Source organism: Pseudoalteromonas sp. PSi26 (assembly GCF_054960575.1).
Genome location: NZ_JBHNYT010000007.1, coordinates 89,859 through 113,866 on the forward strand (window position 1 = coordinate 89,859; position 24,008 = coordinate 113,866).

Sequence of the window (24,008 nt, forward strand, 5' to 3'; positions counted from 1 at the left end):
CAACAAGGTCAACAAGGAATTAACGTTGCATTAATATTTAATTATTACATATGAAAAGAAATTGCTATTAAAGGGATAAACACACCACTAACAACTTGTTTTTATTAAAAAAAATAAAAGTTAAATATTTCATTTTTATTAATTATTCAATATGAAATGCAAAAATTTCGATTTAAATGTTTATTAAATTTAACTTTTACGTGACGAGTGGCGACTTATTGACCTAAAAGTTAATGAGTGAAAGCTGTCCATTGATAGGTTTTTCTTCAGATCTTGATGTTATAGAGTCAATAATTGAATTAGAAATTGGCGTTAATTGGCGCTGCAAATATAGCTGATAATTAAGTGCATTTTTTCCATTAAAAATCTCTGCCCCTGACATTGCATAAACATACTCTATAATTTGCCCGCGCCTTACTTCAAAATCATGATGTTCTGCCTTGTGTTTTTTTACCGCTTGTACATGTGGTGGAATATTTTTTTCGTAATCGTTTAAATTTCTACCAAGGCGTTTTTTGTAAACAAGCTTTTGATCAAACTCACCGGCAAAAAGTCGCTTGGTATAATCTTTTACTATTTCGTCAAGTTGAGCAATTTCAAAGTGTGAATCAAACAAGGCCTCAAATAGCTCTTTTTGAAACTCTTGGGCAAATTCAGTCCAATCACTTCTCACGGTTTCCATACCTTTAAAGACGATTTTAGATTCATCACCTTTTACTATTTTACCAACGTAACGTTTTTTAGAGCCTGTTTTTTTATCGCGAATTGTAGGCATAAAAAAGGGACTGTAATGGGTTTCAAATTCAATTTCTAAATAGCTTTTTAAATTAAAATGCTTCGCTATATGCCGCTCCCACTGATGATTAATATGAGTCATCAATTCATTACCAATTTTATTGCAGCATTGGGCAGTTAAGCTCTCATCTACTTTTACAAAAATAGAATCTGTATCACCATAAATAACGCTGTAGCCAAGCTCTTCCATCCATTTACGCGTCGTTTGCATAATTTCATGGCCGCGCAGTGTGATAGAACTTGATAGGCGAGGATCATAAAATCGACATCCCTTAGATCCAAGTACGCCATACAAGCTGTTCATAATAATTTTAATTGCTTGCGATAACATTGGCTGGTTGGTGTCTTTGGCGTTTTGGCGGGTTTTAGTTAGATATTCAATAAGCTTTGGTAAATGATGCTCACTACGAGAAAACACTGCATTATTAAAGCCTTGTATTGCATCACTAGGGGCATCCAACCCTTTTATTAATCCTAGAGGGTCAATACAAAAAGTGCGCATAATAGAGGGGTATAAACTTTTAAAATCTAAAACCAGAATATTTTTATAAAGCCCAGGCAATGAGTCCATCACGTAACCACCAGGGCTGTCAAAAGACAAACCATGGTCACCTAAATTAGGGGCTACATAACCACTGCGGTGCAGCAAGGGTAAATACAAATTAGTAAAAGCAGCCACAGAGCCGCCCATTCGCTCAAGCTCTAGACCTGTTAGCTGTGTGCGAACAATAGCAAACTCATATAAATTTAATTTTGTGAAAATACGATTAACTAAAATACAGTCTTGGCGGTTGTAAGCCGCTAGAGTAAGTTTATCCTCATTAAATTGACGGATAATTTCACCTAACCTATTGTCAGATTGTATTAATTTAGCTTCACCTAATACTTTTTCGGCAATGTTCCCTAAAGAGTAATTATCAAAGTGATAAGTCGCATTTTTTAAAGTGTCAATTCCATCAACAACACATCTTCCCGGCAACGTAAGGCGAGTATAGTGCCCCGTATTGATATTAATTGATTGGTTATCTCTGCCCAATTTAAGGGAAATTCCAAGCGCTTCAGCACGGGCATTAAGTACTGTAAAATCAAACTCTATTACATTCCACCCAATAATAATGTCGGGATCATTACCATTTAAATAAGTATGTAATTTTGTGAGTAACTCAAGCTCATCTAAACACCAGTCAATGTTGATTTGTTCACTATGATTGTGTGGTTCACCAATCATTAAAACGCAGTCAAGTCCATTACCAACAAGACCAATTGAAAACAACACCCCTTCCCCATCGCATTCAATGTCTAATGACAGCGACTTAAGCTTGGGCGTGTAATCTGTATTTGCTTTCAACTTTGCGTTTTGTATAAGTAAAAAGCCGTTTTTTTGACTAACATCTCCAGTAACCCAAACACCACCTCTAATAAAGCGCTCCATTAAAAAGCGATCGCTGTGGCGAATATCACCCTCGTAAACAGTTATGGTGTTTTCAAATAATGTTCGTGCCTTATAAATACTGCTTGTATTATTAAAATAACAAGCAACACAAGCAGCACCACTAAAGTGACGCATTTCAATTGATTTAAAATCAACGATAATGTTTGCGTTGTCTAATAGCTGCTGGGCATATTGCTGCTGTTCTTGTGGAATAAAAAACACAGCTTGCTGATTTTCAATAACAACTTTAATTGGGCCGTGATCGGATGCAAGCCAATAGCATAGTGTGATCCCCTCACTATGTTTAGACGAATATTGTTGCCTTGATAAAATAAAGCCCTGATAGATTGCTTGTGTCAATGCACGATCCCACTTAATATACACACTGTAATTATATACATACTTTAGGCAAATCATTCCATGCTTTCTGACTCTCTAAAAAAAACTATTAGGCAAGTGCATCAGCATGTGGCTAAAAACCTGAATGATTATAGGCCGCGCAGCAGTCAAAATTACCTTGTTGCAGAAATTGCAAAAACATTGGCTGGTGAGTATCACAAAAAACAACGAATTTGCGTCATAGAAGCTGGCACAGGTACCGGTAAGTCACTTGCTTATTGCTTGGGGGCCTTGCCTTTAGCATTGGCACAAAAAAAGAAGCTAGTAATTTCTACGGCTACCGTGGCATTGCAAGAGCAATTAATTGCAAAAGAACTGCCTTTTTTTAAAGCACATTCTGGGCTCGACTTTAAGTTTGATTTAGTTAAAGGACGCCACCGCTATATTTGCGCCCATAAACTCCATAATGCTGTTAATGGTGATAGCCAAACTCAAATGGACTTTATGCCAACGCTTACCTCTCCATTAAGTGATATGGAAAGCAAATGCCTACAAGGGCTATACGACGCTTACGTAAATAAAAAATGGCAAGGCGATAGAGATAGCTGGGCAGATACAATTCCCGACAGAGTTTGGAATTTAATTGCGTGCGACAAGCATGCTTGCCAACGTCAAATGAAAGCGCATTTGACTTGTCCATTTCAATTAGCTCGCCAACAACTCATGCAAATGGATGTGCTGGTTATTAATCACTCTTTGCTTTTAGCTGATTTAGACTTAGGCGGTGGTAAAATTTTACCCGAGCCAGACAACACTATTTATGTAATTGACGAAGCACACCATTTAGCCCATATAACACGCGATTTTTCATCAGCCGCAGCCACCATTAAAGGCACAATAGAATGGCTCGATAAGCTCACTAAATTCAGCGGAAAAATGGCAAAAGTGCCAGTAGGACAAAGAGCCATAGGTCAAAACTTTAAGCTTTGCGATAGTATAAACGATGCAAATAAAGACCTAAAAGTAGTGAGAGATATTCTTGATAATGCTGACTTTGAATATTCAAAAGACGACACATACCGTTTTGAACATGGTGAAATCCCCAAGTCGCTACACAGCAAAGCAAAAGATATAAGCGAAGCCACACAAGATGCACTACGTTGCTTAAACAAAATGCACGACACCCTTACACAAGATGTGAGCGACGGCGACATAAAACCTTATGTTGCCGATCCTATTCTTGCTGAAAGCGGTCACTACATTAATCGTTTAGAACAACTAAATAAATTATGGTTTAGTTATGCTAACAAAGGAGAAGGCATACCCCACGCACGTTGGATAAAACGCCTTGAGTATAAAAGCCATCACGACCACCTTTTAAGCGACTGCCCCATTGAAGTAGGCTACTACCTAAAAGACAAACTTTGGAACGAGTGCGCCGGCGCTGTTTTATGTTCTGCCACATTAAGTGCACTTGGTTCGTTTGACCATTTTGCTTATGAAAGTGGTTTAGCAAAAGAGGAAGGCGTTAAATTTATAAAGGTTCCCTCGCCCTTTGATTACCCAAAACAGGCAACATTACGCGTTCCTGTGTCTAAAATTGAACCTACCGATAAAGACTTTAGCGATTACTTAGCAACCACTTTGCCACAGTACATAAGTACTAAAAAGGCAAACTTAGTCTTGTTTGCCTCGTACTGGCAAATGGACCATGTAGCAAAGTTTCTTAGAACAAAAGGTTTTAACTTATTAGTACAAGGTGAGATGTCGAGAGAGGCACTGCTTAAAAAACACAGCCAAAATATTGATAGCGGTAAAGGTAGTATTTTATTTGGTACGCAAAGCCTTTCAGAAGGTCTTGATTTACCGGGTAAATATTTAGAGAACCTCATTATCACAAAAATCCCTTTTGCTGTACCTACCTCTCCAATAGAAGAAGCGCAAGCAGAATTTGTGCAAAGCAAAGGCGGTAATCCGTTTTTAACAATCACAGTCCCGGATGCTGCTAAGAAATTGGTACAAAGCTGTGGTAGACTGCTGCGAAAAGAGAGTGACGAAGGCTGTATTACTATTCTTGATAGGCGTTTAGTAACCAAACGCTACGGTAAAGCCATGCTCGACACCCTACCACCATTTAAAAGACAAATAGACTATTAATGTTTGAACTCGCACTCGACCCGACAACTTGGGCAATTTTATGTGCTGTTGCATTGGCAGCAGGCTTTATAGATGCAATAGCCGGTGGCGGTGGCATGTTAACCGTCCCCGCATTACTTACAGCCGGTTTACCACCGCACCTAACATTAGGTACTAATAAACTCGCAGCGAGCTTTGGTTCGTTAACAGCAAGTTTTACCTATTACAAAAAAAACCTTTTTAGCCCAAAATTTTGGTTGGCATCAATTATTGCAACCGCAATAGGCGCGCTACTTGGTACAGTTATTGTTGATTATTTAAGCATCGATTTTTTAAATAAGTTGCTACCAATTATAATTATTGTTGTTGCCTGCTATAGCTTATTTGGAAATTTGAGCACCACACAAGGTGATGAATTACCAAAACTCAACAATGCAATGAAAGTAAAGCAGTGGGTCCAAGGCCTAGCACTCGGTTTTTTTGATGGATTAGCAGGCCCAGGTACCGGCACATTTTGGACCGCGTCTAACGGCATGCTATATAAAATGAACTTGCTTCTAAACTGTGGTTTAGCCCGTTCTATGAATTTTGTATCTAACTTTATTTCGCTCATTACCTTTGTTGCTTTAGGGCATGTAAACTTTTTATTGGGTATTACAATGGGTTTTTTTATTATGTTAGGTGCATGGTTTGGTGCCCACTCGGCGATTAGATTTGGCAGTAAATTCATACGCCCTGTTTTTAATACCATGGTTATACTTTTAGCATTAAAACTCATTTATGAGGCCTACTTTTAACATGCAAGTGAATGCATTAGACAAGCTACGACAGCAAGTAACTTCGCTTAAGCAGCAAGCTGAGCAATTTGATAAAGCAAAGTTATTTGCTAAAAACCGTTATATGCAAGCACAGCCTAGCCTATTTGATCGTGCTGTATTTCAAACTAAAAGTATGAGCTTAGTTGATTACGTCAACGAAATAGAAGAAAAAGTAGCAAGCTTACCACCAAGCGATCACCGCCATGCTTATACCTATGCGTTAGAGCGAATTGCATCGCAAGTCCAGGCCGTATTTAATGTTATTAAATCAACACCAATTTGGGAAAAAGAAAATAAAAGTCGGTTTAAACCTCGCCCAAAACAAGCTGTTTATAAGCAAGCTGTAAAAAAAGTGATGCAATCTTCTCATGAACTTTACGACGAGTTAAAACAAAACCATGAGTTTGAACGCCGCTTAATGCTGATGATAGAAGAGCGAAAAATGCAAATGGAAAATGCATCCCCAGCGAAAGCCCAAAAGCTTAACCTTGAAATATTAAGTACTCACGCACGTTTAGGTCGATGCAGAAAAGCCATTTCAGCCACTGAAGATAAAATACAACAAGTAGAAAAACAGCAACTCCGTTAGGGCTTTTTTCATGCAGCTATACTACCACCCTCTTTATTCAAATTTGCCTTTGCCCGAAAAGCACCGCTTTCCAATTCAAAAATATCAGCGGCTTAAAACCGAAATAGAACATTTAGGCTTTTTACCAACCGCATTCATGCAGCCCGCCAAGGCACGCCCCTCGCAATTGGCCTTATGCCACAGCACGCAATATATTAATAATTTTTTAACTGGGAAATTATCTGATAAAGCGATAAAAAAGATGGGCTTTCCTTATTCTGCTCAATTAGTTGAACGAACATTGCTGTCTGTCGGTGGGAGTATTCAAGCAGCAGAGGAGGCTTTAAAAAGCGGGCTAACCTGCAATTTAAGTGGTGGTTATCACCATGCCCATAGCGATTACGGCAGTGGTTTTTGTATATTTAACGATTTAGCCATAGCGGCCACACACTTATTAAATACTCATAAAGCCAAAACTGTGCTGATTTTTGATTGCGACGTGCACCAAGGCGACGGCACAGCGCAGATTATTAATCAGCAAAGCCATAAAAATATCATTACTTGCTCAATTCATTGCGAGCAAAACTTTCCGCGTTTAAAACAGCAATCTGATTATGACTTTTCTTTACCTGCTAAATCTGGCGACGATGAGTATATCGACACATTACAACACGCACTTGCGCTGTGTGTAAGTATCCATCAGCCAGATATTATTCTGTACAACGCGGGCGCAGACATTTACACAAAAGATGAGCTAGGTTTATTAAATGTATCTATTACAGGTGTTTATGAACGAGATCTTTTTGTTCTTGATTTTTGTAAGCAACATAACATTCCCCTTATGTGTGGTTTAGGCGGCGGTTACCAACGTAATTTAGACAGCTTAATCAATGTGCATAAACAACTATTTAAAGCGGCTATCGATTTATAACAATCCTTAGTATAGACTTACTTAAATGGAACATAACAAAGCGGTAGGAACATGCGATTACACGACGATATACATAACTATTACGAAAAAATTGTTGTTGAAGAAATCATAAAACGAAAACTAGACGAAAAATATGACGACGACGTTATGGCCGACTTTTGCTGTACCGTGTTAAACCAACTGCCACCTCGTTACATTCGTTACGACGTAGATATGGCGTTTTATTTACCACAAGCTGAACGCATACACATGGAAGAACGTGTTCAAACCGCTATTGATGTGGCTATTAGTCAAATATCTAAAAAGAAAAATTTAAATGACCAACCCTCTTGAGGAAGCGCCAACGCATATTAAACTCGCTGTTGATTTAATTATGATACTGGAGCAACACAACGTAGAGCCTGAAGAAGTATTAAAAGCGCTCGATATAGTGAAAAGTGACTTTGAAAAGAAGCTAGTTAACAACTAGCTTTATTCAACTGTGTCTACTTCATACACAGTGACCGCTCCGTCACGTTTAGTGCAATCAATTTTAATTTCGCCAAATGTTCTTCTAGCTGATGTTGACCTTCGGCAAGTCATGTTTTGAGCTTTAACACCAAACTGCTTAATGTAGAGCGCAACAATTGCATCTATTTGCTGCTTCTCTTCTAATGTTGCAGCAGCATAGAAAGTATCATATTGATGTGACCAATTTTCAACGCCAGCTTCTGCAGCTACACCTAACCACCCCATGCCAAGTTTGGTTGATTGATCCAAATATTGACCTTTTAAAAACATAAACGCCAGGGTGTATTGTGCGCTTTTATACCCAAGTGCTGCAGGCTCTTTTAAATCATTAAAAGCTTGCTCGTACAGCCCATTTTTATAGGCTTTAATACCGTTGTATTCTTTTTTCTTCATTGTATTATCGCTGTATAAATTAACTGGGGTCGACCCACACCCACTTAATAAACTCACAGCCAAAATTGCTGTAGCCAGTAAATACCTAACCATAACAAGGGCGTGTTGATCTTTGGTGGTTGAATTTGCAGCAGTATGTTTGGTTTTTAGGCAAGGCGGAGCCTATGAAGTGTGGTTATTCCCCATAAATAGGCGATAACGCAGCATAAATGCCAAACATGCGCTGTCCTTCGGGTTCTGCCTAGGGGCGATAAACTCTTTGTTACTCTGTTTTTACTTAGCCCACTAGGTTACAAACCTCGCGCCGCGATTTAATCGCCCCTAGATTGAACAAATTTCAATCCGCAAAGATCAACACGCCCTAGTCCTTTATTATTTTTAATATGCGAGTACCGAATCTGGCTTACACTCTTCGTAAAGCCTGTTATTCTATAACTCTATTCGTATAATTAAAATATTATCATGAGCTTAGCAAGTTTACTTCGATTATTTTTTCTGGCTGCAATTTGGGGCGCGTCATTTTTATTTATGCGCATGGCCGCCACTAGTTTAGGCCCAGCGGTGTTAATAGAGTTTAGAGTCGGCTTTGCGGCACTCACACTATTTATAGTTGCACTGTATTTAAAACGCAGATTGGCGTTTACTAAGCACACCAAGCATTTTTTTATAATTGGCGCTCTTAACTCCGCCCTGCCTTTTTTACTTTTTGCTTATGCCGCGCAAACGATTAGCGCATCTACGTTATCTATTTTAAATTCTACAACGCCTATCTGGGGCGCTGTTGTGGGTATTATCTGGAGTAAAACCAAGCCAACTAAGAGTATGGTTTTAGGCTTGCTTTTGGGTTTAGTAGGTGTGGCAATTTTAGTTGGGCAAAACCATCTTATACTAAATACTCAGTCACTTATTGCTATTGTAGCAGCGCTAAGCGCTTCATTTTGTTATGCCATTGCATCCCATTACACAAAAAATGCGCCAAAGCTTGCACCGTTCGATAACGCACACGGCTCAATGTGGGCAGCGAGTTTTATGGTACTGCCTCTTATTTTATTTATGCCAATGCGTGAAGTGCCAACCACCAACGTTATGCTCGGCGTATTAGCACTTGGTGTGGTGTGTACCGCACTTGCTTATATTTTATTTTTTAAACTTATTGACGATATAGGCCCAACCTCAGCTTTAACGGTCACGTTTTTAATTCCACTATTTGGCATTTTTTGGGGACATTTAATTTTAGATGAGCAAATTGGGCCAAACACGTTACTAGGCGCTTTATTTGTTATTGTGGGCACTATGCTGGTTACTGGTTTTTTACCACGAAAAAAGCACCTAGCTGAAACACGCTAAGTGCTTTTACAAAGCGCTTACTTTTGTGCTTTTTTGCTTAAGTTTTCAATTAAGTCTTGAGCGCTAAAGCTGTTGTCGCTTGGTTTTATACCTTTGCCCATTTTAATATCAATCAGGGTGTGCACTTCTTTGCGTTTATCATTGTTGCTCACCTGCACGCCTACACTGCTTGTTGGGCGTGCGCGTGTTTCGCAAGTTAATAAACCGCAGCTTCGCTCATATTGCTGGCTGTGTGATGCACTAATAGTTGACGCGGGCGCTTGCGATTTAGACTCAACAAAGGTTTCTTTATTTGTTACAACAAACCAGTCGTAGCCTTGCGCTTGGGTAAGCTCAGCCGCGCGTAACAATGCATAGTCACCGGCATCTGCTACGTTGTTTGACACACTTTTAAACTCTACGCGGTATTGATCGTCACTAATTTTTTGCTCGCTGTAACCTTGTGAGCCATTATTCGCGGCGCGGTAATCAGATTTAGATGCACAACCCGCCATAAGTAAGATACTGATAATTAAAATAGATGTTTTCATCATTCACCTCGTTTTATACACATTATTATTTGTTTAACTGCCACTTTGCGCTAATTGCTTGCTGCTCTTGCGCTCTATCTAGTGGTGCGCCGCTGATCATGCTATCTATAACAGCATCTAACTTACTGTTATTAGACGCCGTTTGATATTGCGCGCCATTATTACTTTGTTGCACGGCTGTTTGCGCTTTAATTTGCCAACCGTTTTGCGCTTTACAAGCAATGCTTGTTTGCGTGGTATTGTTTGAGCTTATTGCATACTGCCTACAAAGCTCACCTTGCTGATTTTTAAAACTAAGCTGCGCGCTAAATACTGAGCCATCACTTTGCTCAAACACACCACTACTTAGCTGTGTGTTAAGCGCTGAGGCTATATTACTGGCCACTAAGTTTTGTGCAGTATGTGGCTGTAAATAGCTAGTCATTGCTATACCAAATACCACGGCAATGCTTGCAGCTATTGCTAAGCTTTTATTAGCCGATTGCTTAATCTTTTGCCAAGGTGTTAACGTTACTACATTGCTATTTGAAGTGTGTTTAGTCGTTGGCGTATCAAGCTTTGCAACCGTTTTAGCTAATGAGTCACTAAGGGGGGCGTCATCAATACTTGTTGCGTGCTCTTTTACTCGCATGTCTACTTCGCTTAGCTCTGCAAGTCGCATTACTAGTTCATCATTGGTTTCAAGGGCTTTACGCACTTGCTCCATTTCGTGCTCGCTTAGCTCTGAGTCTAAAAAGGCGCTAAGTGTTTCGTCGTTAATGTTCATACTTGCTCCTTTTTAAAGTCGGGTTTTATTAAGTTATAAAGTGTACTGCGTGCGCGCGATAACTTACTCATTACACTGCCTATAGGTATATCGAGCGTATGTGCGACTTCTTTATAGGCCATGCCCTGCACTGCCACCAGCGATACGATGGCGCGTTGCTCTTCGGGTAATTGCCCAAGAGCTGTATTTACATTTTTAAGCATTTGTTTGTTTTCGAGTGTTTGGTGTTCATTACTTGTAATTGGCTCTGGTAAAACATCGGCCTGGGCCGTATTTTGCCTTACCTTGCGTGAGCGGTATTCGTCTATCCACACATTGCGGCAAATTTTAAACGCCCATTTAGCTGGCTCAACGTCATCTGGAATACCTTTTACTAATAGTTTTTCAATTGTTATTTGCACTACATCGTCTGCATCTGCTTTACTACCCGTTAGCGAATAGGCAAAACGCCTAAGCATGGGCAATAAGGTTTTTAATGTTTCGTTCATTGATTTTTACCCCTTTTATAAAGAAGACGATTCAAAAAAACATTTATTCCCAAATAATCAAAATAATTTGAACAATGAAATATTTCTATGTGTTAAACGTTAACTAACCAGCATGATAAATTTAATAGAAGTAACCCACTATGAACATGAAAAAAATCCGCGTTAAACACATAATAGCCGCCTCACTTTGCATATTTAGCGCAACGAGCTCAGCCAATATAGTCAAAGTCGATCAGGTACTTGGGCAACTAAACCCAATAGAGCAGCGTATTGAGCAAACTATAGAGCGTGCACAACGCCTGCCGCTTCCGGTGCCTGTACCACAAATATCGATTGATGAACTAAAAGCGCAAATTAGTGAGCCAATTAGCAGCTTACCCAATGTGCTTAACATTAATATAAATAGCCAAAACACCGCATTTGTTGAAGTAGAACTAGAAAACGGCTTTAGAGCAATAGAGCGCCAATGGTTATTAATGGCAAATAGCCAACAACTTAATACCCTAAAGCAGCAAAATATAACTATTGTGTCGGTAAAAAATTACAACGCACTTAGAATGAGCTTAGTGCGCTTTAACGTGCCCCAAGGTGTTAGTTCTAAAAGTGAGTTATTAAAAGCGCTTAACTTAGATGAGTCTGCAATACTTGACCGAAACCACATATACCAAGCGCAAACAGGCGAGCCTACCGCAAAAGTAACGCAAAATAAGCCTATTGCGCCTTACTGCACACAAAGCGTAAAAATTGGCATGATCGACAGCGCCATTAATACCAAGCACAGTGCATTTAAAGGCGCAAATATCACTACGCAAAGCTTTTTACCACAAGGGTTAAGCTCGCCAAATTTACACGGCACCGCCATTGCAGGGCTAATTACAGGTAAAGGCGCAAAACTTAACCCGCTTTTAAGCAATGCTAAGCTTTACAGTGCCGAGGTGTTTTATAGGCAATCTGAATATGCACAAGGGGCTACATTATTTGCTATAGTGGAGGCACTTAACTGGCTAGTTAGTAATAAAATACCCGTAATAAATATGAGCCTAACGGGGCCAAATAACGCAGTTTTAGAAGCAAGTATTACTGCAGCAATAAAACAAAACGTGTTAATTGTGGCTGCTGCAGGTAACCAAGGGCCGGCGTCGCAGCCGTTATACCCAGCTGCGTATAAAAGCGTGATAGCGGTAAGTGCTATTAATGCGAATAACCAAATTTATAGATGGTCAAATAAAGGTGATTACATAGACTTTACAGCCTTTGGTGTAAATGTTGTTACAAGCCAAGGCAATGGAAAATTTGGAAGGGAGTCGGGTACGTCAATGGCGGCGCCGCATGTAAGCGCGGCATTAAGTTGTTTATTGTTAAAGCATGGTAATAATAAAACCAAAGCTCTTAACGAGCTTACATCGCTGGCTATCGATTTAGGCGAGCAAGGCAAAGACACCACCTTTGGTTATGGTGCTATTTACCCACCTAAAAGTGCACTTTAACTGACGCCGATAAAACCGATTGCGTATAGGTATTGCTACTCAGCTTTGATTGATAATCGCCATATTCAGCCTCGGCTATTAGTGTTACGTGCTCAAATAAAGCTAGGTTATAAAACGCATTAACGACATTTCTGTGCTCATCTCGCGACGGTATTTGCTCAAAAAAATCATCCGTTGTTTGCTCATCGTAATCTTTATTTTGATAACGCCAGCCAGCCCCCACTTTGTTAGCCATATTAAAGGCCGTAAATTTGTGCGTAACTTTAGTAGTAAAACCGTAGCCGTTAAAGTCGTATTGGTTGTCGTCGGCGTTTTCTTTATCTGCACTTAGCGCTGCCATTAGTATGGTTTGGCCATTATTTATAAAATGATAAAGCGCTACATCGCCGCCTACGCCGTCGGCATTACGTGCTTTTGCAGTAGCAAAACGTTTAGCTTTGGTTTTTACACTCATACGCAAATACGTATGCGGGTTTAAAAAATGGCCATAGTAGGCGCTGGCTTGATTAAAATGTAAAAATGGTTCGCCATCTACATTTGCTTTTGCACCATCGTAACGAACCCCTACTTCATGGCTATTAAAGCTATAACTGCCATCCAAACCGTATTGATGAAGGTCTAAATCGTATTGATCAAACTCATCGTAGTCTTGTTGTTCAAACTTATAGCTTGAGGTTAATTTAGCGTTTTTGGTTACTTGCCATTTTGCATTAACACCGGCTGCGGTTTTTATGCCGCTGTCGCTTTGCGACGAAATATCGTCAAGCTCCTGAAAAGAGAGCGCCGAGTTACTTAATACCCCAACTTCAGCATCTGCATTTAGCTCAAAGCTACTTTTAAAGGGTTTATTTTGCCCTGCTGTTTTAACGTGGCTGGTTTGTGCAAGCACCGCTTGGGCACTAAAAACACACAATGTGGCGGTAATAACTGCTTTCATATTTATTCTCCAACAGGCCGAATAGGTTTCCCCATTCGGCATTTGTGCAAGTACTTGGCGTATTAAAGGCCTAGGTCTAAATCGTTAGTAATGTTGGTTACTACTTCACTTGCGGTGCTAAGTGCTACATCGTTACTAATTTGATCAGTAACCGCTGCACTCACCTGCCCGCTAACACTTTGCTGTACCGTGCTTTGTAAACTACTAACCGTACTGTCTTGCACACTGGCAATTAAAGATTGCTGAACACTGCTTACTACTTCATTACTGGTATTAATTGCATCACCCATTTGCAGTGCAGAACTCACTGAGTTTGCAGCCGTATTAGTCATTGCTAATTGGTTTGTAAGCTCACCCGCATTAAGCGCATTTGTTGCATCAGCTTGTGTTACTGAATCGTTAGCGCTACTAACATTTGAAAGTAAAGGGGCATCGGCTGGTGTGTCTGTAGTATCTGGCTGAGCGCCTTGTTCAGAGGCAACAGAAAGTAATGACGACTGGCTCACAGCGGTTGTTAAATTACCCGCCGATGAGGTTAACTGCGCGGTTGTATCAAGCGCTGTATTGACTGTGGTATTGCCTATGGTATTTAAAGACGAGGCCGATGCATTTAATGAGTTATTTAAAGATCCGCTTGCAGATGCAACTAATGTATTTGCAGGCTCTGTGGCCTCACTGCTTTCTTGCGCTGGAGTTTGCGTGTTATTCGCCGTTGGATCTGTAGCTTGCGAGTCATCAGCCGTTACTTGTGTATCATTAGATACGTTTGACTCGTTGCTACCATTGGCTGTTAAACCATTTTGAGAAAGCGTAATAGATGTAGATGTTTGTTGCTGCGCCGACGTTGACTGAGATAGTTCAATATCAGCGGCGTGCACTGCACCTGTAAAAGTACACACACCGCTTAACACCATTACGCTTACAATTTTATTTAATTTAGTCATTGTTTTGTCCTCTAGTTTGTCGGATTGACATAAAGAAGACGATTTACAAAAACACTTTATTCCAAAAATAATTAAAATTTATAATAAAGTTACTTAATTACTTAAGTTTCATACTCTTAAATATAAAATACTCGTTTACTGCGTGTGCGTTTCACTATTTTGTATCAATAATAATAGCTCAGCAGTGGCAGTTGCATCGGCCAATGCGCGGTGATGACTGGTTAAATTTAAATTAAAATGCGCGCTAAGGTTACCAAGCGAATACGACTTTAAACCTTTAAACGCTCTGCGCGATTCAACCACGGTGCACATTTTTGGCATTTTAAAAAAGTGCCCTGCAACCTCGCATTCTTTTTTTATAAAACCGTAATCAAAGTTTACGTTATGGGCTACAAAAATACTGCCTGCAAGTTTATCTAGTAGTGGCTGTGCTATATCGGCAAATACAGGCGCGTTGTAAACCATGCCATCGCTTATGCCGGTCAATTTAGTAATAAAGCTTGGGATATGGCGCTGCGGATTAATAAGAGTCGTCCAGGTATCAATCACTTTACCGTGCTGCACTTTAACTACGCCTATTTCGGTAATACGGTTACCGCCTTTTAAGCCGCCGGTAGTTTCTATATCAACGATGCTGTAAATACGGTTAGGGTCTACAAACCACTTAACAGCAGCAATATGTACTGTAAAACCTACATTTTTTAAATTATCAATAGTGGTAAGTTGGTTGCGCCTAAGCTTATCGCCTGGGGCTTTTACCTCTTCAAAATGTACTTGGCCATTATTAATAACCATTAAGTCGGGGTAACCATCTTTTAACTGTAAATAGTGTTTGCTCATAGCCGTTAAGTGCCTAATTAACGCTTCAAGCGGGCTGTTTAAAATAAGTGCCTCTAGTGGCTCTAATAAATTGCTGCGCCATCTAAATAAACCATTGGGCTGCTCAAAATACTGCGCGGCATGCTTACATACCAAATTAAGCAGCGCATGATTAGTGCTACAGCTTTTTAAACGTGCGTCAATTTGCGTGCTTTGTGCTTCATAAAAATTACCAAGCTGTAAAACTTGCGGGTAAATATCAAATTCATTACACGGCGGGTAAGGCGACTCTATAAATAACTCGTGCCAAAATACTAAGCCAAACAAGCTTTGCCATAAGGTGTTTTCGGTATTAAAAACCGTTAACCCTTTTGCACTGTAATGCTCATTTACGCCTTGCTCTACATCGCCTCGGTAAATTTCGTCAATTTCAAGCACACACTGGGTGTCGGCCAGCATGGTACTTAAGCGCGAACGCGTTTGTTTATTAAACTTACGCATTAAAAAGTCATCAGCAAAATACAGTAAATCGTCGGTGAGCGGGTTTTCTATAATTTGCTCTAGCTGCGCTTTAACCCACTCTTTATTACCTAAGCGGTATTGCTCTCTTATTTGAATTTCTTGGGCTTCGGCGTAATCGGTGCAGCCTTCAAGTAGGCTAAAGGCAAGTTCGCTATCGGTATTTTTAAGTTGTTTATACAGCCTAACCAGCAGTTTGTTTTTAATATCGTGCGCATGTGCTCCGTGCGCCGGTTGCGCTAATACTAAATGCGCAAGCTCGGTGTAAGGGGTTTTGTCATCCAAGGTTTCAGCTTTTGCATTATCACCCGTTTTGCCAATATTTTTAAACGCTAAACGGTAACGATTTAAAACATAATTAGATTGCGCCTCAGCGAGTGAATTAAAACGCGACAAGCTCTCGCTGTGCCCTTCGCGGGTAGCGGTTAACCCTAAATCGCGCATAACAAAGCGGTTTTGATGGTTTACATCGCCACTACTTAAGCGCCCTGCAAATAAAAACTCAAAATACTCGTAATAATCTTCACGATTATTTATCACATATTGGCTATATAAAAGGGCTAAATCATCTGCGCGCTCACTAAAAAATTGGCACGCAATAGTGACCAACTCCCCTTTAGCTGCGCTTTTTTTAAAGCTTACTTGTTCACTGTAATTACTGAGTAACTCCACCAGCATGGGCTTAGTTAAATGCGCTAAAAGCTGCTTGTAATGCTGTGCGTTTGGCTCATATAAAATACCCACTGTTTTTAGCGTATAAATAGCCTGATGCGGCGAAGTTATTTCTTCATAATTGAGCGATTGCGCCTGCACTAAATAAGGCTTGCGCGAATACACACGCGCCAACATGCATTGGCTTTGCTCATCAAGCTGGTTAATTTTACTAATAAATTCACTATGTTTAGGCTCCAGTAAATGCATACATTTACTTGTTACAAACTCAATAAGCTCTCTAAAATGCGCTAAATAGTATTTTGCTGGTAATTCTTTTTTCATAACATCGCCACAACTGTATATAAAAACAGTATCTAGCATTTGTGTTTATTATTCAATCTTAAACTTGTAACTAAAACACGCTATAGTGAGCGTATAAAAGTAAATTTATTAAAAATAAAGGACTTACCATGAGCGCGCACCCATACGATGTTTTATCACTCAATAACGGCGCAAATATTATTTTTACGCCTTGCCCTGGTACAAAAACGCAAAACCTAGCGAATTCAATAGCTACATTAAAAGCCGCTGGCACTCACATGCTACTTTCGCTTATGCCGCAAAAGGAGCTTGAAAAAAACAACGTACAAACAATTAATAGTGAGTGCCAAAAGCACGATATAACTTGGTTTCATTTACCAATAAATGACGACGAAGCACCCAAACAGCCTTTTACATCAAGCTGGAACACCCACAAAACAGACATACTACAAGCCATACAGCAAAAACAAACCATTGCCATACATTGCAAAGGCGGCACAGGCCGCACAGGGTTGGTCGCTGCACTTATTTTAAATTCGGCAGGTTACACAAAAGAAGAAGTATATAACTTAGTTCAAGGCATTCGCCCTAAAGCACTGACTATAGAATTGCAAAAAGAGTACTTTGAGAATTTTAGCGGGTAATGAAAAACTAACGTAAAACAGCAAAGCTACTAATAGTTAAACGCCCATTAATTGGATCGCAGGCATAACCGTTAGCTGCATTTATATTCCCGGAATGCAATAAGTTGCTTGGATATATAACAACCCGATTTAACTTTGCCTCTACACTGAAAATTTGCTCAAACAAAGCTGTGCTGCCATTTATATAATGTGGGTTTTTATGAAGCTTTTGCGCCATGGCTTGTTGCTTTATAGCTTGCCTATAAGGCATAAGTCGCTCTTTTTTTATGCGTTCATACCCCAGCGCTTTATGTTTATAAAATGAAGTACCCCCATGTGTTTCATCACATAAAAAATGCACCATAGCAAGTTGGTTCATATTAGGTGTGTCAAAATGGGGAAGCATTTGTATTGGCCTGAGTTTATCAGGCTCTGTACATGCAATTGAAAAGGCAGAAAGTATTACATCAAACTCGCTTTTATCTGCCATATCAAAGTGTGAATCAATAATTGGCGCAAGGTCTTTTAACTGCTCTATATAACTTAGCGGTGCTGCTTTTCTTACTCCTGGGTAAAAGTCACTTTCTTGTGTGCAAAATGTTTCCCTCGCATTTTGAGAAAACACAGCAAAATTAATAAGTGCATCTACATTATTTACAAAATCATCAATAACAATAATTGGGGTTTTTTCCTCCCCTACAGTGTGTATGTGTAACACCATATTTTTGTTAAGTGTAAAATCAATCATCGGCTAAATTAAGCACCGCATTTTTACGCTCTATTAATGGGTATATTTGGCCAAGTGAGGTTATTACTGTATAAATGGCAGGTAATAAAGCGCGTTGATGTAAAAGCGTAATTTGATCACTATTAAGTTGTGCGAGTCTTTCTTGATTAATAGTGTATAAGCCGTTTAACTTTGTTTTTTGACTGTTCTGAAACGTTACCTCAAGCGATAATGGCTGCAGTAGCTCATGCTGTAACAAGGTATCTATTAACTGTTTATTGTCTATTTCGCCTTGTAGTAAATGCCCTAAACACTGCTTTATTTTTTTAAAATAACCACTTTCTTCTGCGTTTTGGGTATAAATTGGTTCTAAATCATTCTGGCTTTGCGCTTGGTTATTAATGACTGCTGGGCTATTTAAATTAATACACACAGGGTATTGCGTTTGCTTTGCATGCGTATCACCAACAAAAAATGGCTGACGCTGTAACTGAAGCGGTAAATATACTCCCTGCCACTGCGAGTGCTGATAAAACAAGTTTTCATGTTGCTCAAAGCCTAATAAAGCATTGAGTGTAAACTCCCCTGTTTCTGAGTTTTTTGCAAAAACTATAGGCTGCTGGACGGCAATTTGATTAAGTTCTGCCATAACAACAGGGATCATGTTTAGGTTTTCAGCGTGTGATTGTGCTTTTTGTGTATCTATTTTTATATGCTGATGAGCACTTTGCTCTAATGCGACTAAATTTTCCATGCGTGTCTCTTTATTGTTTTTATGTGTAAATTTTTAAGCTAAATAGCACTAAAACCGTGGTGCTTAATTTTATTAAGTAGCTCTCGGTTACTAGGTAAGTTAGTGACTGCTTGGTTTATCATGCTCTTATTTTTATCAAACTGACTTTTAGCAAAAACAGTGTCTTTAAGCATATAGGCAGTTGTGCTGTAATCACTTTTAAAGCCCATACCGTATAAAACATATTGATAACTCGCGGCTGGAAACACCTCATTATTACTTGTGAAGTCGTGGTCAGCAGGGGCACGGTATTGCCATAATTTCATTAGATCTTGTAGGCTTTGAGGAATCGTTTTTGGGTCTCTGTTATCACGCCAAAATGCGTTATCGTCACGGGTTGATAAAATATAATGCAGTTTTAAAAAGTCGATTATTTTTTCCCACCTATAGGTAAACGTCTCATTAAATCGTTTGGCGGTAATATCCATAATATCTCGGGTATGGGGGAGCTGTTCGCTTATCATCTGTGCTGACATTTCTACTAATACCAATGCAGAAGCTTCAAGTGGCTCTAAAAAACCAGCCGAAAGCCCAACTGCAACACAGTTATTTTGCCAAAAGTGTGAGCGATGGCCACTTTTAATAGGGATTTTTCTAACTGTTAACGACTCTATTTTATCACCTACATAAGCTTTAAGCTTTTCTCGAGCTTGAGCTTCGCTACTGTATTTACTCGAATACACATAACCAACCCCACGGCGGTGTTGTAACCCTATATCCCATATCCAACCTGCTTCTTGCGCTGTTGAAATTGTGTGAGACGCAATGCTGTCATCTTCGTTATCATAAGGGACTTGCACTGCTAAGGCGGTATCAATAAATAGCACATCATCGCACGGCTTAAAAGGAACCTTATAATGCTCGCCTAATAACAATGAAGAAAAGCCGGTGCAATCAACAAATAAATCACCGCTAATTTCACCTTGTTGCTTTGTGGTAACACTTGCAATATCGCCATTTTTAGCACTATTAACTTGCGTCACATCAGCTAAATAATGTTTAACGCCAAGCTGTTGCGTACAATGCTTTTGTAAAAAAACGGCAAATTTTGCAGAGTCTAAGTGGTAGGCGTAGTTGGCTATAGCCGCGTATTCTGGTGTGCGAATAGTTTTAGGGGCAAGCCCTTGCTCACAAATAGCTTCTTGGTAACACACTGCGTTTGAAAAAGACGTTGACTCAGCGGTGTTATTTAACCAGTGGCCAGCCATATCTGTTTTTGAAAAGCCCTGTGGCAAAACTAATGGGTGATAATAAAAATCATCCTCGGAGCCATCCACCCACTTGGCAAATTTTGCACCTTGCTTAAAGCTTGCTTCACACTCGCGTATAAAATCAGTTTCGCTAATACCAAGTGCTATTAATGTACTGCGCATGGTAGGCCAAGTGCCTTCACCAACACCTATAATTGGTACATTTGGAGATTCAACTAGCACAACATTAAGGCCATCGGGCGTATTACTGTTATGGTGCGCCGCTAATCGGCCGGCGGTTAGCCAGCCCGCTATACCACCACCAACGACAACCACTGTTTTTATTTTTTTATTTTGCTGGTTCATACTTGTTACCTATAAAGGCATAGTTAAAAAGTGGCTATTACTAATTGTAAAAGCCACTTTATTAATTAAAGTTAAAAACTACCGCGAATACCTAACGCAAAACGTCGTCCGCTATCTTCAACCAACAATAATTGATTAGAAAAACGACCACGCTTGTGCACGTATTCTTCGGTTAAGTTAATACCTTCAAAAAATACCGATACATTTTCGGTAATGTCATAGCTGCCGCTAGCATCAAGTTGTGCGTAATCTTCTACAATGGTCACACCATCACCATTTAGCTGTGTTAGTGACTGTACAAATCTATCGCGCCAGTTATAGGCTAAACGCGCTTGAAATGGGCCATTCTCATAAAAGCCAACCACATTATAAGAGTCGCTTAAGCCTGTTAATGCAAATACTTGAGTTATATCTGCAGGGTCTAGCTCTGCATCGCTGTCTACAAATGTTGCATTAACCATAAAACCAAAGCCACTATCGAAACTATGTTGTAAGGCGACTTCCCAGCCATCAACAATCGCCGATTCGCTATTATTTGGTAATGTATTAGTAAATACAGCCGTTGAGTCGGCAGCGTCAGGGTTATCTACATCATTACCTGTAGAGGGGTCAGTTAACAATCCGCCATCAGACAATTCAAAGGTTAAATCATCGGTCGTATTGATAATGAAGTTAGCAACATTTTTTCTAAAGTAACCCGCAGATAAATAACTAGCATCAGCGTAATACCACTCTAATGATAAATCTAAGTTATCAGAGGTAAATGGCTCAAGCGCAGGGTTTCCAGAACTTGATGTTAAATTGCCCCCCTGTCGAGTTGTTCCAATGACTGTTACAGGCGACATACTGTCGAGTGTTGGTCGTGTAATTGTTTGAGATACAGCAGCACGTGCTATTAGCTCATCGCTTATTTCAAGCTTTACACTAAAGTTAGGTAAAATCGCTTCGTAATCTGAACTTGCTGAAATACTTTCTACGGCGCCAAAATTAGCGAGCATTTCCGTTTTATCTAAAATCGTTAATGCACTAACTGGCTCGTCTGTGCCTTTTACTTCTACATCGGTGCTTTCGTATCTAAAGCCGGCTGTTGCGTATAAAGGCATGCCTGCAAGTTCAGCTTCAAAATCAAACTCCGTATAAAACGATAAAGTATCTTCAGTTATCTCAAACGACTTATTACGTTTAACTGCATCAAAACTAACAGGCTGACCATTCGCCGCAGCTATTTGCTCAAGGTACGCAAAGTTTGCCTCACCATCGTGTGCAAGCCATGACGTTGGCATACGACCGCTGCCGCTTACATCAGATAAAAAGTCATCTCCTGCGTCAAATACAAATTGCGCTAAGCCATCCATGTTTGGGTTATCCGGGTAACCACAAAAAGTACAGTGAATACCAACACCTTCGTTATCCCAACGATCAAGATTTTTAGTTTCAGTTGAATACATAGCACCAAACTTGACCGAAACTAGGCCTGAGCTACCATCGTTATGCCAAATGCTATCCCAACGAAACTGATCCACGGTATCTTCTACAGCCCAACCACGACGTAGCATTACATGTGCTCGGCTATTGGCGGTATCTAAATGATTTGATACGCCATCGGGCGTAACTGCAGGGTTATAAGCAACACCGTCCAGCTCTTGCTGGCCGCTGTAAATATTAGGGTTAGCAGAGGCAAACTCACTCGCGTAGGGTAAAATACCGCCATCCACTTCAAATCGAACTCGGTTAGCATAGCCAATCAAGGATAGCTGATCGCCACCGCCGTTATTAGCCTCACGCTCAGCTTTTGAGTGGCTCAAATCAAACTTCATATTTAAGTTATCGTTTACATGCCAATCAAAGTTTAAGCCTAGTGCGCTAGAGCTTGTTAAGCGATCAAACTTTTTAGCGTGCATATCGGTAGCAAGGCCTACCTCTTGATATAAATCAACCACTGTGCCATTTTCGTCTACAGTTGGCCCTGCAGCCCCGCCAAAGCCTTCTAGGTTTGGCGCTGTAAACCAATGCCCATAAGACGTGGTGTCAGCTTCAACATCAAAATCAGAATAAAGCCCATCAGCTGTTATAACTAAATCATCTGAAGGTGCATACTGTATAACTAAATTTGCATTAGTGCGTGTACGTGTTTCTGTTGTTACTTTATGATCGTAGTTACGCGGCGAAAAAATATTTCCGGTATATGCTTGCCCACTTTGAGTTTGCGGGTTTGGGACGCCCACATTTTCTAACCAACCGTCTACTTGAGCCTGATTTAAGCGTGTTTCGCGCTCCTGGCGAGAAACAGCAAATAACACACCCAGTGTGTCATCATTAAATGTATTGCTGATTAACCCAGATATCTCAGGTGTAGTTTCTTCACTATTTTCATCGTAAATCCCCTTAACACTGCCCGCAACTTTAAAGCCATTAATAGCAAATGGGCGCGCTGTATTTACATTGACTGTTGAACCAATACCACCTGACTGCTTTGTGGCTGTTGAGGTTTTAAATACGTCTAAGCTTTTAACCAGCTCTGATGCAATGGTATCAAAACTAAACGCACGGCTTTGATTTTCAGAGGCCATTTGGCGACCATTTACAAGCACAGTATTAAACTGCGGGCCAAAACCACGTACCGTAATAAGCTGCCCTTCACCGCCTGAACGGTCTATTGAAACCCCCGTAATTCGCTGTAAAGACTCAGCTAAATTTGTGTCAGGGAATTTACCAATATCTTCTGCTGAAATGGAGTCGACCACGCCGCCCGCTTCTCTTTTAGCATCCATAGCTCGGCCAAGCGAGCCTCTAATTCCGCGTACTTCAATTATTTCTGGTTCTTGTGCTGCTGTTTCTGCTACTGCAGGGAGCGTTGCCATTGTGCTTAGTACAGCTAGTACAGCACTCGACACGCCATTTTTTTTATAGTTAGCCATGTTGTCATTTCTCTCGAAGCTTGGATCTATTAAGATAGATATTTGCCCATCTTCGCTAATATGCGGTTGCAACCCTGTGCCATCGAGTAAAATCTGTAATGCGTTTATTATTGAATACTCGCCAGCAATAGTATTTGTTTGTAACTGCTGAATTTTATCCAGCGGAAACAGCAAAGTAATATCGGCTTGCTCGGCAAAATCTATTAGCGATAAATCGGCCCTTTGTCTGGGAATATTAAACACTGCTTTATCGTTTACAGGGCTCGCTTTTACCTCGGTGGTGAGTAAGCTAAAAACCAGCACATAAATTGGTAAACAAAGCGGCAAATGCACATATTCCTTGTGTATAGTTTTTGGCCATACACTGAACAAAGACGAGTGAATATTTATTTTCCTCCATAAATATTTTTTATTTTTTTTAAATAAATTATTTTTTTGACTAGCCATGCTAATTTGTTTTTGCCTTGATTTTTTTATTGTTAGCGTTTTTACTTGTATTTTTAAACCATTAAAAATACAGTCCACATTGCCAATTTTTACTTATTAATTAAAAAGTTAAAGCTTTTAAAATGAATAATCAGTACCTAGTGAGGTATTTGTCATGAAAAAAACTGTAGTACAATTCGCCTTTACATTACAAGCTTTATGCCCCGTGCG

General features: G+C 39.9%; 21 protein-coding genes. 9 read left to right on the plus strand and 12 right to left on the minus strand.

Features of this window, described 5'->3' with window-relative positions; translation table 11 throughout:
- Window positions 1–223 precede the first annotated feature (223 nt).
- A complete protein-coding gene (locus ACFI34_RS09450) occupies window positions 224–2,587 on the minus strand; it encodes a DNA polymerase II (RefSeq protein ID WP_462673301.1) in 2,364 nt (787 codons plus the stop codon).
- A 60-nt stretch (window positions 2,588–2,647) separates the two neighbouring features.
- On the opposite strand from ACFI34_RS09450, the gene dinG reads away from it, so the two are divergent.
- Genes dinG through ACFI34_RS09480 form a run of 6 tightly spaced genes read left to right on the plus strand, consistent with a single transcriptional unit; the run spans window position 2,648 to window position 7,488 of the window.
- Window positions 2,648–4,723, plus strand: a complete 2,076-nt coding sequence (dinG, locus tag ACFI34_RS09455) for an ATP-dependent DNA helicase DinG (RefSeq protein WP_462673302.1) — start codon at window positions 2,648–2,650, stop codon at window positions 4,721–4,723.
- A complete protein-coding gene (locus ACFI34_RS09460; RefSeq protein WP_039038085.1) occupies window positions 4,723–5,499 on the plus strand; it encodes a TSUP family transporter in 777 nt (258 codons plus the stop codon). The genes dinG and ACFI34_RS09460 overlap by 1 nt, the downstream gene beginning before the upstream one ends.
- 1 nt (window position 5,500) lies before the next feature.
- Window positions 5,501–6,109, plus strand: coding sequence for a primosomal replication protein (locus ACFI34_RS09465; RefSeq protein WP_462673303.1), 609 nt, complete (start codon window positions 5,501–5,503; stop codon window positions 6,107–6,109).
- A 10-nt stretch (window positions 6,110–6,119) separates the two neighbouring features.
- A complete protein-coding gene (locus ACFI34_RS09470) occupies window positions 6,120–7,019 on the plus strand; it encodes a histone deacetylase family protein (RefSeq protein ID WP_462673304.1) in 900 nt (299 codons plus the stop codon).
- Window positions 7,020–7,070: 51 nt separating this feature from the next.
- Window positions 7,071–7,352, plus strand: a complete 282-nt coding sequence (locus ACFI34_RS09475) for a late competence development ComFB family protein (RefSeq protein ID WP_006793580.1) — start codon at window positions 7,071–7,073, stop codon at window positions 7,350–7,352.
- The gene (locus ACFI34_RS09480) at window positions 7,336–7,488 is read left to right on the plus strand and encodes a YbaM family protein (protein ID WP_008129305.1); all 153 of its coding nucleotides are present in this window, start codon (window positions 7,336–7,338) and stop codon (window positions 7,486–7,488) included. The genes ACFI34_RS09475 and ACFI34_RS09480 overlap by 17 nt, the downstream gene beginning before the upstream one ends.
- 2 nt (window positions 7,489–7,490) lie before the next feature.
- Here the strand turns inward: ACFI34_RS09480 and ACFI34_RS09485 are convergent, their stop codons facing one another.
- Window positions 7,491–8,015 carry an SEL1-like repeat protein gene (locus tag ACFI34_RS09485; protein WP_058552845.1) on the minus strand — a complete coding sequence of 175 codons (525 nt, stop codon included), beginning with the start codon at window positions 8,013–8,015 and terminating at the stop codon, window positions 7,491–7,493.
- Window positions 8,016–8,384: 369 nt separating this feature from the next.
- On the opposite strand from ACFI34_RS09485, the gene ACFI34_RS09490 reads away from it, so the two are divergent.
- Window positions 8,385–9,269 carry a DMT family transporter gene (locus ACFI34_RS09490; protein WP_462673305.1) on the plus strand — a complete coding sequence of 295 codons (885 nt, stop codon included), beginning with the start codon at window positions 8,385–8,387 and terminating at the stop codon, window positions 9,267–9,269.
- A gap of 17 nt (window positions 9,270–9,286) precedes the next feature.
- Here the strand turns inward: ACFI34_RS09490 and ACFI34_RS09495 are convergent, their stop codons facing one another.
- From ACFI34_RS09495 to ACFI34_RS09505, 3 genes are read right to left on the minus strand one after another with little or no spacing between them, the layout of a single operon-like run.
- Window positions 9,287–9,799: a CC0125/CC1285 family lipoprotein gene (locus ACFI34_RS09495; RefSeq protein WP_462673398.1), complete on the minus strand. Its 513-nt coding sequence runs from the start codon at window positions 9,797–9,799 to the stop codon at window positions 9,287–9,289.
- A gap of 25 nt (window positions 9,800–9,824) precedes the next feature.
- Window positions 9,825–10,565, minus strand: a complete 741-nt coding sequence (locus ACFI34_RS09500; RefSeq protein WP_462673306.1) for an anti-sigma factor family protein — start codon at window positions 10,563–10,565, stop codon at window positions 9,825–9,827.
- A complete protein-coding gene (locus ACFI34_RS09505) occupies window positions 10,562–11,053 on the minus strand; it encodes an RNA polymerase sigma factor (RefSeq protein ID WP_054982238.1) in 492 nt (163 codons plus the stop codon). Before ACFI34_RS09505 ends, ACFI34_RS09500 begins: the two co-directional genes overlap by 4 nt.
- 140 nt (window positions 11,054–11,193) lie before the next feature.
- Between ACFI34_RS09505 and ACFI34_RS09510 the strand changes: the two genes are divergently transcribed.
- The gene (locus ACFI34_RS09510; RefSeq protein ID WP_462673307.1) at window positions 11,194–12,540 is read left to right on the plus strand and encodes a S8 family serine peptidase; all 1,347 of its coding nucleotides are present in this window, start codon (window positions 11,194–11,196) and stop codon (window positions 12,538–12,540) included.
- Here ACFI34_RS09510 and ACFI34_RS09515 read toward each other — a convergent pair.
- The 3 genes from ACFI34_RS09515 to ACFI34_RS09525 form a co-directional block, all read right to left on the minus strand.
- Window positions 12,524–13,477, minus strand: coding sequence for a hypothetical protein (locus ACFI34_RS09515; protein WP_462673308.1), 954 nt, complete (start codon window positions 13,475–13,477; stop codon window positions 12,524–12,526). The two genes, ACFI34_RS09510 and ACFI34_RS09515, sit on opposite strands and share 17 nt — an antisense overlap.
- A gap of 62 nt (window positions 13,478–13,539) precedes the next feature.
- The gene (locus ACFI34_RS09520; RefSeq protein ID WP_462673309.1) at window positions 13,540–14,421 is read right to left on the minus strand and encodes a RodZ family helix-turn-helix domain-containing protein; all 882 of its coding nucleotides are present in this window, start codon (window positions 14,419–14,421) and stop codon (window positions 13,540–13,542) included.
- A 135-nt stretch (window positions 14,422–14,556) separates the two neighbouring features.
- Window positions 14,557–16,794 (minus strand): exonuclease domain-containing protein, encoded by a 2,238-nt coding sequence (locus tag ACFI34_RS09525; RefSeq protein WP_462673310.1) that lies wholly within the window; start codon window positions 16,792–16,794, stop codon window positions 14,557–14,559.
- Between the two features lie 89 nt (window positions 16,795–16,883).
- Here ACFI34_RS09525 and ACFI34_RS09530 point away from each other — a divergent pair, with 89 nt between their 5' ends.
- Window positions 16,884–17,378, plus strand: coding sequence for a phosphatase domain-containing protein (locus ACFI34_RS09530; RefSeq protein ID WP_462673311.1), 495 nt, complete (start codon window positions 16,884–16,886; stop codon window positions 17,376–17,378).
- Between the two features lie 7 nt (window positions 17,379–17,385).
- On the opposite strand, the gene ACFI34_RS09535 is transcribed toward ACFI34_RS09530, so the two are convergent.
- The 4 genes from ACFI34_RS09535 to ACFI34_RS09550 form a co-directional block, all read right to left on the minus strand.
- Window positions 17,386–18,105, minus strand: coding sequence for a DUF6445 family protein (locus tag ACFI34_RS09535; RefSeq protein WP_462673312.1), 720 nt, complete (start codon window positions 18,103–18,105; stop codon window positions 17,386–17,388).
- On the minus strand, window positions 18,098–18,838 hold the full coding sequence (locus ACFI34_RS09540) for a SapC family protein (protein ID WP_462673313.1): 741 nt from the start codon (window positions 18,836–18,838) through the stop codon (window positions 18,098–18,100). Before ACFI34_RS09540 ends, ACFI34_RS09535 begins: the two co-directional genes overlap by 8 nt.
- Before the next feature lie 38 nt (window positions 18,839–18,876).
- Window positions 18,877–20,433: a tryptophan halogenase family protein gene (locus ACFI34_RS09545; RefSeq protein ID WP_462673314.1), complete on the minus strand. Its 1,557-nt coding sequence runs from the start codon at window positions 20,431–20,433 to the stop codon at window positions 18,877–18,879.
- Between the two features lie 71 nt (window positions 20,434–20,504).
- Complete coding sequence (locus tag ACFI34_RS09550; RefSeq protein WP_462673315.1) at window positions 20,505–23,798, minus strand: TonB-dependent receptor; 3,294 nt, start codon at window positions 23,796–23,798, stop codon at window positions 20,505–20,507.
- Between the last annotated feature and the right edge of the window lie 210 nt (window positions 23,799–24,008).

What these genes read in the sequence shown, in the direction of transcription:
- ACFI34_RS09520 (WP_462673309.1), bottom strand. Translation starts at nt 14,421, where the DNA reads ATGACTAAATTAAATAAAATTGTAAGCGTAATGGTGTTAAGCGGTGTG.
- ACFI34_RS09490 (WP_462673305.1), top strand. Translation starts at nt 8,385, where the DNA reads ATGAGCTTAGCAAGTTTACTTCGATTATTTTTTCTGGCTGCAATTTGG.
- ACFI34_RS09545 (WP_462673314.1), bottom strand. Translation starts at nt 20,433, where the DNA reads ATGAACCAGCAAAATAAAAAAATAAAAACAGTGGTTGTCGTTGGTGGT.
- ACFI34_RS09510 (WP_462673307.1), top strand. Translation starts at nt 11,194, where the DNA reads ATGAACATGAAAAAAATCCGCGTTAAACACATAATAGCCGCCTCACTT.
- ACFI34_RS09495 (WP_462673398.1), bottom strand. Translation starts at nt 9,799, where the DNA reads ATGAAAACATCTATTTTAATTATCAGTATCTTACTTATGGCGGGTTGT.
- dinG (WP_462673302.1), top strand. Translation starts at nt 2,648, where the DNA reads ATGCTTTCTGACTCTCTAAAAAAAACTATTAGGCAAGTGCATCAGCAT.
- ACFI34_RS09485 (WP_058552845.1), bottom strand. Translation starts at nt 8,015, where the DNA reads ATGGTTAGGTATTTACTGGCTACAGCAATTTTGGCTGTGAGTTTATTA.
- ACFI34_RS09505 (WP_054982238.1), bottom strand. Translation starts at nt 11,053, where the DNA reads ATGAACGAAACATTAAAAACCTTATTGCCCATGCTTAGGCGTTTTGCC.
- ACFI34_RS09535 (WP_462673312.1), bottom strand. Translation starts at nt 18,105, where the DNA reads ATGATTGATTTTACACTTAACAAAAATATGGTGTTACACATACACACT.
- ACFI34_RS09460 (WP_039038085.1), top strand. Translation starts at nt 4,723, where the DNA reads ATGTTTGAACTCGCACTCGACCCGACAACTTGGGCAATTTTATGTGCT.
- ACFI34_RS09475 (WP_006793580.1), top strand. Translation starts at nt 7,071, where the DNA reads ATGCGATTACACGACGATATACATAACTATTACGAAAAAATTGTTGTT.
- ACFI34_RS09480 (WP_008129305.1), top strand. Translation starts at nt 7,336, where the DNA reads ATGACCAACCCTCTTGAGGAAGCGCCAACGCATATTAAACTCGCTGTT.
- ACFI34_RS09515 (WP_462673308.1), bottom strand. Translation starts at nt 13,477, where the DNA reads ATGAAAGCAGTTATTACCGCCACATTGTGTGTTTTTAGTGCCCAAGCG.
- ACFI34_RS09540 (WP_462673313.1), bottom strand. Translation starts at nt 18,838, where the DNA reads ATGGAAAATTTAGTCGCATTAGAGCAAAGTGCTCATCAGCATATAAAA.
- ACFI34_RS09550 (WP_462673315.1), bottom strand. Translation starts at nt 23,798, where the DNA reads ATGGCTAGTCAAAAAAATAATTTATTTAAAAAAAATAAAAAATATTTA.
- ACFI34_RS09465 (WP_462673303.1), top strand. Translation starts at nt 5,501, where the DNA reads ATGCAAGTGAATGCATTAGACAAGCTACGACAGCAAGTAACTTCGCTT.
- ACFI34_RS09470 (WP_462673304.1), top strand. Translation starts at nt 6,120, where the DNA reads ATGCAGCTATACTACCACCCTCTTTATTCAAATTTGCCTTTGCCCGAA.
- ACFI34_RS09500 (WP_462673306.1), bottom strand. Translation starts at nt 10,565, where the DNA reads ATGAACATTAACGACGAAACACTTAGCGCCTTTTTAGACTCAGAGCTA.
- ACFI34_RS09525 (WP_462673310.1), bottom strand. Translation starts at nt 16,794, where the DNA reads ATGCTAGATACTGTTTTTATATACAGTTGTGGCGATGTTATGAAAAAA.
- ACFI34_RS09530 (WP_462673311.1), top strand. Translation starts at nt 16,884, where the DNA reads ATGAGCGCGCACCCATACGATGTTTTATCACTCAATAACGGCGCAAAT.